The 13943-nt window shown below is 65.4% G+C and carries 14 protein-coding genes and 1 pseudogene; 7 read left to right on the forward strand and 8 right to left on the reverse strand.

What is annotated here, in order from left to right; genetic code table 11:
* The first annotated feature begins 303 nt into the window (after positions 1 to 303).
* The gene (locus Q8J98_RS11925; protein WP_305294546.1) at positions 304 to 906 is read left to right on the forward strand and encodes a restriction endonuclease; all 603 of its coding nucleotides are present in this window, start codon (positions 304 to 306) and stop codon (positions 904 to 906) included.
* A 232-nt stretch (positions 907 to 1138) separates the two neighbouring features.
* Here the strand turns inward: Q8J98_RS11925 and Q8J98_RS11930 are convergent, their stop codons facing one another.
* On the reverse strand, positions 1139 to 1462 hold the full coding sequence (locus Q8J98_RS11930) for an iron-sulfur cluster assembly accessory protein (protein WP_305185415.1): 324 nt from the start codon (positions 1460 to 1462) through the stop codon (positions 1139 to 1141).
* Positions 1463 to 1533: 71 nt separating this feature from the next.
* On the opposite strand from Q8J98_RS11930, the gene Q8J98_RS11935 reads away from it, so the two are divergent.
* On the forward strand, positions 1534 to 2703 hold the full coding sequence (locus Q8J98_RS11935; RefSeq protein ID WP_305294548.1) for a deoxyguanosinetriphosphate triphosphohydrolase: 1170 nt from the start codon (positions 1534 to 1536) through the stop codon (positions 2701 to 2703).
* Between the two features lie 52 nt (positions 2704 to 2755).
* Here Q8J98_RS11935 and Q8J98_RS11940 read toward each other — a convergent pair whose 3' ends face one another.
* From Q8J98_RS11940 to Q8J98_RS11955, 4 genes are all read right to left on the reverse strand, one after another.
* Complete coding sequence (locus tag Q8J98_RS11940; protein ID WP_305294549.1) at positions 2756 to 3502, reverse strand: hypothetical protein; 747 nt, start codon at positions 3500 to 3502, stop codon at positions 2756 to 2758.
* A gap of 9 nt (positions 3503 to 3511) precedes the next feature.
* The gene (locus Q8J98_RS11945) at positions 3512 to 5107 is read right to left on the reverse strand and encodes a peptide chain release factor 3 (RefSeq protein ID WP_305294550.1); all 1596 of its coding nucleotides are present in this window, start codon (positions 5105 to 5107) and stop codon (positions 3512 to 3514) included.
* A 54-nt stretch (positions 5108 to 5161) separates the two neighbouring features.
* Positions 5162 to 6145, reverse strand: coding sequence for a prenyltransferase/squalene oxidase repeat-containing protein (locus Q8J98_RS11950; protein ID WP_305185418.1), 984 nt, complete (start codon positions 6143 to 6145; stop codon positions 5162 to 5164).
* A 100-nt stretch (positions 6146 to 6245) separates the two neighbouring features.
* On the reverse strand, positions 6246 to 7256 hold the full coding sequence (locus tag Q8J98_RS11955) for a Hint domain-containing protein (protein WP_305294551.1): 1011 nt from the start codon (positions 7254 to 7256) through the stop codon (positions 6246 to 6248).
* 114 nt (positions 7257 to 7370) lie between these two features.
* On the opposite strand from Q8J98_RS11955, the gene Q8J98_RS11960 reads away from it, so the two are divergent.
* Complete coding sequence (locus Q8J98_RS11960) at positions 7371 to 8150, forward strand: SDR family oxidoreductase (protein WP_305294552.1); 780 nt, start codon at positions 7371 to 7373, stop codon at positions 8148 to 8150.
* A gap of 104 nt (positions 8151 to 8254) precedes the next feature.
* Positions 8255 to 9343: an ABC transporter ATP-binding protein gene (locus Q8J98_RS11965; RefSeq protein WP_305185421.1), complete on the forward strand. Its 1089-nt coding sequence runs from the start codon at positions 8255 to 8257 to the stop codon at positions 9341 to 9343.
* A 56-nt stretch (positions 9344 to 9399) separates the two neighbouring features.
* Here the strand turns inward: Q8J98_RS11965 and Q8J98_RS11970 are convergent, their stop codons facing one another.
* Entirely contained in the window at positions 9400 to 10899 is a 1500-nt protein-coding gene (locus tag Q8J98_RS11970) for a CoA-acylating methylmalonate-semialdehyde dehydrogenase (RefSeq protein ID WP_305294553.1), read from the reverse strand.
* A gap of 106 nt (positions 10900 to 11005) precedes the next feature.
* Here Q8J98_RS11970 and Q8J98_RS11975 point away from each other — a divergent pair, with 106 nt between their 5' ends.
* Positions 11006 to 11911, forward strand: coding sequence for a LysR family transcriptional regulator (locus Q8J98_RS11975; RefSeq protein WP_305294554.1), 906 nt, complete (start codon positions 11006 to 11008; stop codon positions 11909 to 11911).
* Here the strand turns inward: Q8J98_RS11975 and Q8J98_RS11980 are convergent.
* Positions 11890 to 12534 (reverse strand): hypothetical protein, encoded by a 645-nt coding sequence (locus tag Q8J98_RS11980; protein WP_305294555.1) that lies wholly within the window; start codon positions 12532 to 12534, stop codon positions 11890 to 11892. The genes Q8J98_RS11975 and Q8J98_RS11980 overlap by 22 nt on opposite strands.
* Before the next feature lie 130 nt (positions 12535 to 12664).
* Between Q8J98_RS11980 and Q8J98_RS11985 the strand changes: the two genes are divergently transcribed.
* Both Q8J98_RS11985 and coaD read left to right on the forward strand, forming a co-directional pair.
* Entirely contained in the window at positions 12665 to 13096 is a 432-nt protein-coding gene (locus Q8J98_RS11985) for a CBS domain-containing protein (RefSeq protein ID WP_305185425.1), read from the forward strand.
* 96 nt (positions 13097 to 13192) lie between these two features.
* Positions 13193 to 13684, forward strand: a complete 492-nt coding sequence (coaD, locus tag Q8J98_RS11990; RefSeq protein ID WP_305185426.1) for a pantetheine-phosphate adenylyltransferase — start codon at positions 13193 to 13195, stop codon at positions 13682 to 13684.
* Between the two features lie 112 nt (positions 13685 to 13796).
* Here coaD and Q8J98_RS11995 read toward each other — a convergent pair.
* A pseudogene (locus Q8J98_RS11995) lies at positions 13797 to 13943 on the reverse strand (erythrose-4-phosphate dehydrogenase); the annotation flags it as partial.

Genomic DNA, 13943 nt, shown 5'->3' on the forward strand with positions numbered 1-13943 from the left:
TCGGCAAGCCTCCTCGTGGGGATGCCCAAGCCTATCAGATCAGGCGGAAAGTGGCAGGTTTTTCAGACGTTCCCTAAGAAGTCCGCGTCGATAAGTTTCCAAATTTTTATGCTACTTGGTCTCCTTCGACCGATGAGGGCAGCATTATTAAATTCTTAGACTCACAAAACGACGTAGAGAACAGAGAGGATATCCCCAATAGATTTTGGAATACGGAGCTTCATGAAGAGCTTCTGGGTAATCCAGAATTCCCGCCAGTCATCATTTCTGTTGTGAATACGCTCAGCCGAACACGCGCGGTTGATGACTAACAACGAGGAAATGGGAGCGACGTATTCTTGCAAATTGGTCGGTCTGCGCGCCGCCTTTCCCGGTGTGCAGTTCGGCACCCACGGCGTGCCGCAAGACCTTGAAGGCGCGCGCAACATGGCGGCACGCGGGCGCGACGACAAGAATTACTATTTCGAATTCGAGAAATGGGCGCTGAGCCTCATCAACGCACAACCCGGCAACCTTTCCAAAAAGGGCGCCGACAAGGGCATTGACGGCAACAACTTCTTTGGCACCAAGCACGAGGGCCGCGCCATCGTTTCGGTCAAGGCGGGCGATAACGTCGGCGTGGCGATGATCCGCGATCTGCGCGGGGTCATCGAGCGCGAAGGCGCGGGCATCGGTGTGTTCCTGACCCTGACCGAGCCATCAAAGCCGATGGTGACCGAGGCGGCGGGGGCAGGCCAGTATGAGATGCCCGGCTTCGCCCCGGTGCCGCGCATCCAGATTGTCACCATCGAGGAAGCGTTGAAACTGCGTGACCGCGCCCTGCGCCTGCCCGCAAGGCGCGACGACGCCTTCAAACGCGCCGCGCGCGAAGAGGACCGGGGCGCGCAGGGGGCGCTGGATTTGTAGCGGCTGCGAGTCCGCCTTCTTGCCCGGGCCCTTGCCCGGGCAGCGCCCGAACCGCCCCCTCCGGGGCGGGCGCTTCTCGACCACCCCGGCGGTCCGGGCGCTGCCTTCTGTTTGGCCCTTCCCGGCCTTCCGCGCATGCGTGGGCAAAGTTTGCCAAATCCTTAACGGTTTCTACAAAAAACATAAAAACCAATGGCTTAGCCACTATAACACGCGTGTTACGCTTGCCCGATCAGACCGAAAACGAGGTGCCGCAGCCGCACGAGGCGGTCGCGTTCGGGTTTTCGACCACGAAGCGCGCGCCGATCAATTCCTCGGTATAATCGATCGTCGCCGCCGCCAGAAACGGCAGCGAAACCGGGTCGATCAGCACCTGCTGGCCTTCCCCCGCGAGCACCAGATCATCCGGTGCCGGGGTGCCGAAATCGATCTCGTACTGAAACCCCGAACAGCCCCCCCCCGCCACCGCAACCCGCAAAGGCCGCGCCGCGCGCCCCGCATTGATCGCGGCAAGGCGGGCGAAGGCGCGGGGGGTGACTTTGGGCGGCAGGATCATCGGGGCTTTCCAAGCGGCTCGGTTCGCCCAATATAGGCGGCAACAAGAACCGGAACAAGCCGGAGGGGACGATGTTGCAGCCTTATGCCTGCGATCCGGCGATGAGCCGGGGGCGGCTTCACGCCGAAAGCATCTCGACCTTTCGCAGCGCGTTTCAGCGCGACCGCGACCGGATCATCCATTCCTCCGCCTTCCGGCGGCTGAAACACAAGACCCAGGTCTTTGTCGAGCACGAGGGCGATTATTACCGCACCCGGCTGACCCACACCATCGAGGTGGCGCAGGTGGCGCGCACCATTGCCGGGGTTCTGGGGCTGAACACCGACCTTGCCGAAGCGGTGGCGCTGGCGCACGACCTCGGCCACCCGCCTTTCGGCCACACCGGCGAGGATGCTCTGGCGATCCTGATGCAGCCCTACGGCGGCTTTGACCACAACGCGCAGGCCCTGCGGATCGTGACGCGGCTGGAGCGGCATTACGCGGGCTTTGACGGGCTGAACCTGACCTGGGAAACCCTCGAAGGCATTGCCAAGCACAACGGCCCGGTGATCGGCGGCGTGGGCGCGCATGCCGCCCCCGACCGCGCGCACCTGCCCTACGCGCTGGCCGAGGTCGATGCCGAGTGGAACCTTGAACTGACCACCAACGCCAGCGCCGAGGCGCAGGTGGCGGCGGTGGCCGACGACGTCGCCTACAACCACCACGACCTGCATGATGGCCTGAGGGCGGGGCTTTTCACCGAGGCCGATCTGATGGAACTGCCGCTGGTCGGCCCCGCCTTCGCCGAGGTGGACCGGCTTTATCCGGGACTGGATGCGACGCGGCGGCGGCACGAAGCGCTGAGGCGGGTTTTCGGGGTGATGGTCGAAGATGTGATCGCGGTGGCGCAGAACCGGCTTGCAGCACTCGGCCCCCGCTCGGTCGATGATATCCGCGCGATGGAAGGGCCGATCATCCGCTTTTCCAAGCCGCTCTATCAGAACCTCAAGGCGATCAAGGGGTTCCTCTTCACCCGCATGTACCGCGCGCCCACGGTGGTGACTGAGCGCGCGCGGGTGACGGCGGTGGTCAACGCGCTGTTTCCGTTGTACTTGGAGCGCCCCGAGCTGCTGCCCGAGGATTGGCAGGGCGATGTAGCTAAGGCGGGGGATGAGGTGGCGCTGGCCCGTGTCGTGCTCGATTATGTGGCCGGGATGACGGACCGGTTTGCCATACAGGAGTGGGGGAGGTTGGTGGGGTAGGGGGGCCTCGCTGACCTCAAATTTTTCGGCAGATTGAGTGCCGGGTATCAGCTTAACGGTCGACAAGCCATTCAAGCTTGTTCGGCTCGCGGTTGGAGGAACGCAACCGGTTGCATAACTCGCCAAGGGCGCCAATCAGACGGATATGATGCTGTGACGGCGCGCCCAAGAAGAAAAGCAGGTTTGGCGCGACACGACCGCGTAGCGCTGGCAGAGCAGGGACATCAACGAGGCGCCGTTTTCGGCGCTCAGTTTCGATGGCAGCGGCGCGGGTTTCAGGCGAACATTGGCGCGCGAACTGAATTGTGACGACGATGGCGCCCAACTCTTCGTAATCACGCACCTCGTCGAACAGAGCATATTTCGGGCGGCGCTTGGGCGTCATGCTTTTGACCTCGAAGCCGTTGTCGGGGTCCAGAAAAATGACACTGCAACGGCTTAAACGGGCGAGCGCCCGCCCGTGCCATTTGGCACGCTCGCTAGGATCGGTTGGAACCTCCTCGGAAATGAACAGCGTATCGGTGGGCATGATCCCACTTGTTTCAAAATCGGCGATGCGGCGGTGTGCAGGGTCTTGAAATGCGTGAAGTCCGTCGAGCAGCTTCGGATCGCACGCGCGCCAAACGGGCTGATGCAAATGATGGCGCTTTTCGCCATCCTTGCGTGCGGGAGGGTCAACTTTTTCGGGATCGGTCAGATACCAGTTCAGACCAACCGGACCACCGAACTCGGTGTGAAGCTGGCGCAAGAGTGCGTATTTCAGGAAATCATGGCTGTCACCAAGATAGCGTGCCTGCATCGCCAACCCCTAAACCATCATCTCTTTCGTCGCCGTCAACCTTAGCTCCGGGAAATCCCGCCCGATCCGGTCGATGTCCCACTGCAGCCGCGTGAGAAACACCAGATCGCCGTCGCTGTCTTGCGCGATGTGGCCCTTGTTGATGTTCACGTAGCGCTCGACTTCGGGCTTGGGCCCCGTCACCCAGCGGGCCGAGGTGAAATGCGAGGGCTCGAACCGCACCGGCAGGCCGTATTCCTGCTCGATGCGGCTGGCCAGCACCTCGAATTGCAGCGCCCCCACCACGCCGACGATGAAGCCTGCGCCCAGCATCGGCTTGAACACCTTGGCCGCACCCTCTTCGGCAAATTGGGTCAGCGCCTTGTCGAGGTGCTTGGCCTTCATCGGGTCCAATGCCCGCACGCCCTGCAAAAGCTCGGGCGCGAATGAGGGGATGCCGGTAAAGCGCAGCGCCTCGCCTTCGGTCAGCGCATCACCGATGCGCAATTGGCCGTGGTTGGGGATGCCGATGATGTCGCCCGCCCAGGCCTCTTCGGCCAATTCGCGGTCGGCGGCCAGAAACAGCACCGGGTTGGTCACCGCCATCGGCTTTTTGCTGCGCACATGCAAAAGCTTCATGCCGCGCTCGAAATGCCCCGAGGCGAGGCGCACGAAGGCCACGCGGTCGCGGTGCTTGGGGTCCATGTTGGCTTGCACCTTGAAGACGAAGCCGGTTACCGCCGCCTCGCCCGGCGCAACGGCGCGGCTTGCGGCCTTTTGCGGCTGCGGCTCGGGCCCAAATTCGGCCATCCCCGCCATCAGCTCGCGCACCCCGAAGGAATTGATCGCCGAGCCGAACCAGATCGGCGTGAGGTGGCCTTCAAGAAAGCTCTGGCGGTTGAAGCCGGGCAGCAGATCGCGCGCCACCTCCAGCTCTTCGCGCAAACGCACCAGAAGCTCGGCGGGGACATGTTCGGCCAGCTTCGGGTCGGCAAGCCCGGCAATCTTGATCGAACTGGCCACCCGGTTGCGGTCGGCGCGGTCCATCAGCTCCAGCCGGTCGTGCAGGATGTCGTAGCAGCCGATGAAATCGCGCCCCATGCCGATCGGCCAGCTTGCGGGTGCCACATCGATTGCAAGGTTCTGCTGGATCTCGTCGATGATGTCGAAGGTGTCGCGCGCCTCGCGGTCCATCTTGTTGCAAAAGGTCAGGATCGGCAGATCGCGCAGGCGGCAGACCTCGAAAAGCTTGCGGGTCTGGCTTTCCACGCCCTTGGCCCCATCAATCACCATGATCGCGGCATCGACGGCGGTCAGCGTGCGGTAGGTGTCTTCGGAAAAATCCGAGTGGCCGGGGGTATCGACAAGGTTGAAGCGAAAGGCCCCGAAATCAAAGCTCATCGCCGAGGCGGAAACCGAAATTCCCCGATCCGCCTCGATCTTCATGAAATCGGAGCGGGTGCGCCGCGCCTCGCCCTTGGCGCGCACCTGCCCGGCCATCTGGATCGCGCCGCCAAAGAGCAGGAACTTTTCGGTGAGCGTGGTCTTGCCCGCGTCGGGATGCGAAATGATCGCGAAGGTCCGGCGGCGGGCAATTTCGGGCGGGAGGGGGGCGGGCGTGTTCATGGCGCGCGGTGTAGCCGCTGGCGCGGGGCCGCGCAAGCGCAGGGCGCGCGCGCTTCAGCCGGCGCGGCCAAGCGCGCGCAGGGCCTGCAGGGTGATCCATTTGCTCGGCGCGCCCAGTTGCTCGATCGGCGCGGTGAACTTGTCGTTGTAGGAATTCTCCAGCCGCCAGCGGCCGTCTGCACCGCGTTTTTCGGCTACCACCGCCAGCGCCGCATCCATCCGCGGGTCGCGGTAGCCCAGATCCAGCAGCAGGTTGAGGATCTCGAGCGCGTCGGTCTGATACATCAGCGGAAAGCCAAACCGCAGCCAGCCCGGCTTGGATTTGCGCGCAAGATCGTGGCTGCGCTTGTGGATGTGGTGGACCAGCATGAATTCCGCCGCCCGTGCCAGCGTTTCCGCCACCGCCGCAGCGCGTGCCTGCGGCGCGATTTCGGCCAGCGCCTTCATTGCCTTGACCACGCCCATGTGGCAGCTGTGCCGCCCCCAGCACATCTCGAAACGGTCATAGGGCCAGCCCTGCGGTGCCGTTGCGATGCCGTCGTCAAAGCGCTGGTAGGTGGTGATCCAGTCCACCGCCGCCTGCACGCGCGGGTCGGCGGCAAGCCCGAAGCGCAGCAGCACCCAGGCCATGTTGCCCGTCAGGCAGGGCAGCACCAGACCGGCATTGCCGCCGTTGCGCCCGCCTTTTTCGGCAAAGCCGCCGCTTTCGCGGTGCTGCGCCTGCGTCAGGATGAAATCGCAGGCCTTCTGGATGCGCGCATCGGCCGGGTCGGCACCCAGTTCGGCCAGAATCAGCAACTGCCAGACGGTGCTGCGATACTTGCCGGTGTAGTACTGCGCGGGCTTGAGCCAGTAGCCGTCGGGGTGCTGCTGATCCAGTATTACCTGAACCGCGGGGCTCGCCATGATGGCGCGTCTGGCCGCCTGCAGTTCGCCGTCGGTCTGGTCCCGCCCCAGCAGGCATTTCAGCGTGAAATACCGCACCGAAGGGTTCTCGGTCTCCAGCAGCCAATCCTGAACAGCGCGCGCGGGCAACATGTGGTCGAGCCTATCGAAATCGCGGTCGCCAGTTTACGCCGCTTCGGCCTGGCAGGAAAGCGTTTGCGGCAAGCATCCCCGAGCCGAAGCCAGGCCCGCGCTATTCCGTGCCGCGCTTGCGGAAAATCGCGGCGCGGGCGGCGGGGTCAAGCTCGGCGCGGCCCGCCTCGGTGCCGAAATGCGGATGGTGCGACAATCCGGGAAAGCGCTTGCGCAGATCGTCGGCCAGGTCATCGGGCATCAGCCGCAGCGTCGCCTCGTTTACCTGCAGGCTTTCGCAGGGGATGCCCTCGGCATAGATGATTTCGTGACGGTCGAAGACCAGAGAGTAATAGTCGACATGGCCGCCCTCGCGCCGCCAGACGCTTTCGCCATCGACCAGATGCTTGGCCTGCACCAGAAGCTCGGCGGTTTCGCCCAGCCGTTGCGCACCGCGCTGGTAGAGAAACACCCGGTGGTGCGGGCTGACCACCAGATCGCCCTCGTTGCCCAGCGTTCCCGCCGAAATCACCACCGGCGCGAAACTGCCCAGCGCGCGCACCGTGGCCTTGCCGACAAAGCGCAGCGGTTGTGGCCCGGAATCGCGGGTCAGCACCCGGTCGCCGGGGTGCAGCGCCTCGATGGCGCGCTGCGCCCCCCCCGCCAGCGTGATCAGCGTGCCGGTAACAAAGGCGACGCAGATCAGGTCAGAAAGCCGCACGGTGCCGGGGTCGCGGTGCGATTCAAGCAAGGTGTAATCGGTGCGCGGTGCCATCGGCGAAAGCGGCAGCGCGTAATGCCGCCCGCTCTCGGCAAGCGCGATCAGCAGAATGTCCACCGTGTCGCCATCGGGGGCGATCAGCACATGCCGCGCAACCAGTTCCACCGCCTCGCCCGGCGCTCCAAGCGCCGATCCCGCCGCGACCTGCTGCCCGGCGTCGCCAAGGCCCCCCGCCAGCACCAGACGCAGCGGCGCGGCCCTGCGGTCAAGCTGATAGACATCTCCCGCCACGGCAGCCTCGGCCGGGCCGAGCGGGTCGCCATGGTTGGCACCGCTGGTCACCCGGACCGCCTCGGCTGCGAACACCTGCGCGGCCTGTCCGGGAAGTGGCGCTGCGGGCTCGGCTGTCATGGCGGCACCTCGGTCTGACGCTGGCCTCACGGCCGCGCGTCGATTATGCAGTTCGGGGTAAAGCGTTTTGCCCGCGCAGCGTCAAGCGCCGGGTGGCCAAAGGGGAGCATAGCCATGGATCTGGGGATCAGGGGCAGGCGGGCGCTGGTATCCGCCTCATCAAAGGGGCTCGGGCGCGGCGTTGCCGAAGCCCTCGCCGCGGCGGGGGTCGATCTGGTGCTCAACGCGCGCGGTCAGGCGGCACTCGCTGCCACTGCCGCCGAGATTACCGGGCGCTACGGGGTGCGGGTGCTTGCCGTGGCGGGCGACATCACCGATGCCGGGGCGTGCGCCGAGGTGCTGGCTGCGGCCGGGGCGGTGGATATCCTTGTTACCAACGCCGGCGGCCCGCCGCCCGGCCACTGGTCGGATTGGTCCCGCGACGATTTCCTGCGCGCCATCGATGCCAACATGCTCACCCCGGTGGCGCTGATGCAGGCCTGCCTGCCGGGAATGATCGCGCAAGGCTGGGGCAGGGTGGTCAACATCACCTCGGCGGCGGTGAAATCGCCGATCGCCGAGCTTGGGCTTTCCAACACGGCGCGCGCCGGGCTTACCGGCTTTGTCGCGGGCACCGCGCGGCAGGTGGCACGCCACGGGGTAACGATCAACAACCTGCTGCCCGGCCTGCATGCCACCGACCGCGCCACCGCACTTGACGCCGGTGCCGCTGCCAAGGCGGGCATCACCCCGGCCGAGGCCGCCGCCCGACGCGCCGCCGGTATTCCCGCCGGGCGCTACGGTACCGCCGCCGAATTCGGTGCCGCCTGCGCCTTTCTCTGTTCCGCCCATGCGGGCTACATCATCGGCCAGAACATTCTGCTCGACGGCGGTGCCGCCAACGCTACCTTCTGAGCGCGCTGCCCTGGTCCAGATTTCCCCGCCGGAAGCAGCCCCGCGCTTGCGCGGGCCAAACCGGGCTGCTATCGGGAAGCCCGAGCGATTTGATCGGATTGTGCGTGCCCCATTCCTTGCCGCCACCGCGCCTAGAGGTGCAGGGTCTCAGCCGCAGCTTCAGCGGGCGCGAGGTGGTGCGCGAGGTTTCCTTTGCGGTCGAGGCGGGGCAGGTAAGCTGCCTGCTCGGCCCCTCGGGTTGCGGCAAATCGACGACGCTGCGGCTGGTGGCGGGGGTCGATGCGCAGGATGCGGGGCAAATTCTCGTCGATGGCGCGCCGGTGGCGGGGCCGGGGCTGCACCTGCCGCCCGAACGGCGCGGTGTCGGGCTGGTGTTTCAGGATTTCGCGCTTTTTCCGCATCTTACGGTCACCGAAAACGTCGCTTTCGGGCTTACCGGGCTGCGTCCGGACCGCGCCCGGCGGGTGGCCGAACTGCTGGAGCGGGTGCATATGGAGCACCACGCCCAAAGCTATCCGCACGCGCTTTCGGGCGGTGAACAGCAGCGGGTGGCGCTGGCGCGCGCGCTTGCGCCAAGGCCGCGCATCCTGTTGATGGACGAACCCTTCTCGGGGCTTGATGAGCGGCTGCGCGATGCGATCCGCGACGAAACCCTGGCGCTGCTGAAAGAGGAAGGCACCGCGGTGCTGCTGGTCACCCACGAGCCGCATGAGGCGATGCGCATGGCCGACCAGATCCTGCTGATGCGCGGTGGCAGCATCGTGCAGCGCGGCGCACCCTACAACCTCTACAACGCCCCGCTGGATCGCGCCGCCGCCGGATTTTTCTCTGATCTCAATATCTTGCGCGGTCGGGTGGAGGGGGCGCTGACGGAAACCGCGTTCGGCACCTTCCTCGCCCCCGGCCATGCCGACGGCACCGAGGTGGAAATCGTCATCCGCCCGCAGCACCTGAAGCTCGATTTCGACCGCGCCGGGCGTGGCCCCGCGCCGACCGCCGCCGAAGGCACCGCGGCGCGTGCGCAGGTGGCGCGGGCGCGGTTTCTGGGCCGCGAATCGCTGATCGAATTCGCCATGGATTTTGACGGCTCGATGCTTCTGGCCAGCGTTCCGGGGGTTTTCCTGCCAAGCCCGGGCACGCCGATGTGGCTGATGATCCGCCGCGACCGCTGCTTTGTCTTTGCCGCCAGTTGACCTCGAAGCCGCGCGCCGGGGGGGGGGCGGGGCACCCCCCCCCCCGGCCTGCCTGCTCAGTCCATCGCCTTGAAGTTGAAAGCCGAGCCTTCCTTGATCCCGCTCGGCCAGCGCGAAGTGATGGTTTTGGTGCGGGTGTAGAAGCGGAAGGCGTCCGGCCCGTGCTGATTGAGATCGCCAAACGACGATTTCTTCCAGCCGCCGAAGGTGTGATAGGCCAAAGGCACCGGGATCGGCACGTTGATGCCGATCATGCCGACATTCACCCGGTTGGCGAAATCGCGCGCAGTGTCGCCATCGCGGGTGAAAATCGCGGTGCCGTTGCCATATTCGTGGTCCATCGCCAGCTTGAGCGCCTCTTCATAGGTCTTGGCGCGCACCGTCGAAAGCACCGGCCCGAAAATTTCCTTGCGGTAAATCTCCATATCGGCGGTCACATGGTCAAAAAGATGCGGGCCGACGAAAAAGCCGTCTTCATAGCCTTGCAGGGCAAACTTGCGGCCATCGACCACCAGTTTCGCCCCGGCTGCAATACCGCTTTCGACCAGCCGCAGGATGTTGGCCTTGGCGGCGGCGGTCACCACCGGGCCGTAATCGACATCATTCCCGGCGGTCCAGGGGCCGACTTTCAGCTTTTCAATCCGCGGCACCAGCCGCTCGATCAGCGCATCGGCGGTGGCATCGCCCACCGGCACCGCCACCGAAATCGCCATGCAGCGTTCGCCAGCGGCACCATAGCCCGCGCCCACCAGCGCATCGGCGGCCTGGTCAAGGTCGGCGTCGGGCATGATGATCATGTGGTTCTTGGCACCGCCAAAGCACTGCACCCGTTTGCCGTTGGCGCAACCCCGTGCATAGATGTATTGCGCGATCGGGGTAGAGCCGACAAAGCCGATCGCCTGCACGGTCTCGTTGTCAAGAATCGCGTCCACCGCATCCTTGTCGCCATTGACCACCTGCAAGATGCCGTCGGGCAACCCCGCCTCCTGCAACAGCGCGGCCAGCATCAGCGGAACCGAAGGGTCGCGTTCCGAAGGCTTCAGAATGAAGGCATTCCCGGCAGAAAGCGCCGGGCCCATTTTCCACAAGGGAATCATCGCGGGAAAGTTGAAAGGCGTGATGCCCGCCGCCACACCCAGCGGCTGGCGCATCGAATACATGTCGATGCCGGGGCCGGCGCTGTCGGTGAACTCGCCCTTCAGCAACTGTGCCGCGCCGATGCAATATTCGATCACCTCAAGCCCGCGCTGCACATCGCCCTTGGCATCGGGAAAGGTCTTGCCATGCTCGGCGGAAAGTGCTGCGGCAAGCTTGTCCATGTCGCGGTTGATCAGCCGCACGAATTCCATCATCACCCGTCCGCGTTTTTGCGGATTGGTGGCCCCCCAGGCCACTTGCGCCCGCGCCGCATCGGCCACCGCCGCATCAAGCTCGGCTTTTGACGCGAGCGCCACCCGCGCCTGCACCTCGCCGGTGGCGGGGTTGAAAACGGAGGCTGTGCGCCCCGAACTGCCCTTTACCGATTTGCCGTTGATCCAGTGGCCAATCTCTTTCATCGCGGTCTCCTCCCAGAGTTCAGGTTGCGGCAAGCATAGTCTTGCAGAAATGCCGTGAAAAGACGCAGTATGGCAAAGGCGTTTTGCAAAATTGCAGGGGTTTGGCATGGTCGACTGGGATGATCTGCGGGTGTTTCTAGCCGTCGCCCGCGCCGAAAGCCTTTCCGGCGCGGGCCGGGGACTCAAGCTTGACGCCGCCACGGTGGGCCGCCGCATCGCCCGGCTTGAAGCGGCGCTTGGCGCGCAGCTTTTCGTCAAAAGCCCGCAGGGCTATGCGCTCGCCGATGCCGGGGCGCGGCTATTGCCGCATGCCGAACAGGCCGAACAGGCGCTCGCCGGGGCCGCCGAAGCGCTGGGTGCCTCCGCCGGGCATTTCAGCGGCCAGTTGCGCATCGGTGCCCCCGATGGCTGCGCCAACTACCTTTTGCCGCAGGTCTGCGCGGCGCTTTGCGATGCCCACCCCGGGCTTGAGATCCAGATCGTGGCGCTGCCCCGCGTCTTCAACCTTTCCAAGCGCGAAGCCGACATGGCAATTGCCGTTTCGCCCCCCGCCGCAGGCAGGATGACCGTGCAGAAGCTGACCGATTACCGGCTGCACCTTGCCGCCTCGCGGGCCTACCTCGCCCGCCACGCCGCGATCAACAGCCGCGCCGATCTCGCGGGCCACCGTGTCATCGGCTACATCCCCGACATGATCTTCGACAAGGAGCTCGATTACCTCGGCGTCACCGGGGCCGAAACCGTGGGCCTTGCCTCAAATTCGGTGCCGGTGCAGCTGATGGCGCTGCGCGCCGGGGCCGGGCTTGGCATCGTGCATGATTTCGCGCTGCCCTTCGCGCCCGAACTGGTGCGCATCCTGCCCGCCGAAGTGTCGCTGACCCGCGCCTTCTGGCTTATCCGCCATGCCGATGATCGCCGCTCCGACCGGCTCGGGCGGCTTGCCGAAGCCTTGGGCCAAGGGATCCGGCGCGAGGTGGCGCGGCTTGAAGCCTATCTGGTGCAGGAGGGGTAGGGCGCGGCCTCGCCCGCCGGGGGCGTGCAGAGCTGCGTTGCCGCCAGCACCCCGGCGCGCATCGCCCAGGGGTCGGCGGCGGCAACCGGTGCCACCGCCTCTGCCGGGCCGCGCTCGGCCCATTGCAGCGTGTAGATGTCGCTGGCACCGACCAGCACCAGAAACACCACGGCTTCGGAATGATCCGTGCCAACCACCGTGCCGCAGCCCAGATAGGCGCCGAAAACCGCGCGCGCCCCGGCAATTGCCGCCACTTCGAAGGTCTCGGCGTGCAGCGTTTCGGGGCAGGCCGCGGAATAGCCCCGCCCCAGCGCATCGCCGAATTGCCGGGCGAGCGCCTGCGCCTCGGCTCCGGTGGTGGCGGCACCCACCAGCCCGCGCGCCCCGGTAAGCGTCAGCATCTGCGACCAGACCTCAAGCGTATCCCCGGCAGGAACGAATTCCAGAATGTAGCTATCTGCGGTGGCGTTCTCGAAGGCCGCCAGCGGGCCGAAGGGTGCTGCCACATCGAAGGCCACAACCTGGCCGAAAACCGGGGCAACGGCGCGGGACTGCGCCGCGGCCTGAAGCGGCAGAGCGGCAAGTCCGGCAAGGCAGAGCGGCAGGGCGAAACGGCGTGGCATGAAAGGGGCTCCGGGGCCGGGGGGAGGCGATTGGCGGCAAGCGGCAATGGCAGGCGTGGCAACGCCCCGCTTGACAGAAGGTTGCGCGGGCGTGACGCTATGGCGAAGACCAATCACAGCGGAGGCAGCAATGCAAGTGCATCAGATCCTGAAAACCAAATCCGCCGGAGTGGTTACCGTGCCCCCCACCATGACCGTCGCCGAGGTTTCCGCGCTCATGTCGTCGCGTCGGATCGGCGCGGTGGTGGTGTCGGCCGACGGCAAGGCGGCGCTCGGCATCCTCTCTGAACGCGATATCGTGCGCGAACTCGGCAACCATGGCGACGGCTGCCTGATCGCCAAGGTGTCCGATATCATGACCCCGAACCCGGTCGGCTGCACCCGCAGCGACACCGCCGACCAGTTGATGGAGGTGATGACCAACCGGCGCTTCCGCCACCTGCCGGTGATTGAGGATGGCGTGCTGGTCGGCATGATCTCGATCGGCGATGTGGTCAAGGCAAGGCTTTCGGAACTGGCGATGGAGAAGGAAGCCCTGACCGGCATGATCATGGGCAACTGACCCCGGGTCCTTGCCGCGTCGCAGCATCGCGCCTCTTGCATTTGGCCGCGCAATCTTGTTGCGTGGCGGCATGACGTCCGGCGCAAGGAGGGCAGCATGCGCATCGGCCTTTACCCCGGCACCTTCGACCCGGTGACACTCGGTCACGTCGATATCATCCAGCGCGCCATGGCGCTGGTCGATTGTCTGGTCATCGGCGTGGCGATCAACCGCGACAAGGGCCCGCTTTTCAGCCTCGAGGAACGGGTGGGGATGCTGCAGGCGGAATGCGCCGCGATTGCCGCAAGATGCGGCGGCGAAATCCGGGTGCATCCGTTCGAGAACCTGCTGATCGATTGCGCCCGCGATGTGGGCGCGGGGGTCATCATCCGCGGCCTGCGCGCGGTCGCCGATTTCGAATACGAATTCCAGATGGTCGGGATGAACCGCGCGCTCGATGCCAGCATCGAAACCGTATTTCTCATGGCCGATGCGCGGCGTCAGGCGATTGCCTCGAAACTGGTCAAGGAAATCGCGCGCCTCGGCGGCGACGTCTCGAAATTCGTGACGCCCGCAGTCAGGACGGCGCTGGAACAGAAATACCGCTGAGCGCCGTCTTGCTGCCGCGCTGGCCTCCGGCGGGGATACTTGTTTCTGAAGCAGATCAAATGCTTCAGCTCAAGCATCCCGCGGGGTGCGGGGGCGCGCAGCCCCCGCCGCTTCAGATCAGCTTCCCCATTGCGACGGCGGTATCGGCCATGCGGTTTGAGAAGCCCCATTCGTTGTCGTACCAGCTGAGGATGCGGACCATGCGGGCGTCGAGCACCTTGGTCTGGTCGATGTGGAAGATCGACGAGCGCGGATCGTG

It is taken from the genome of Phaeovulum sp. (assembly GCF_030684035.1).
Classification (GTDB): domain Bacteria; phylum Pseudomonadota; class Alphaproteobacteria; order Rhodobacterales; family Rhodobacteraceae; genus UBA6213.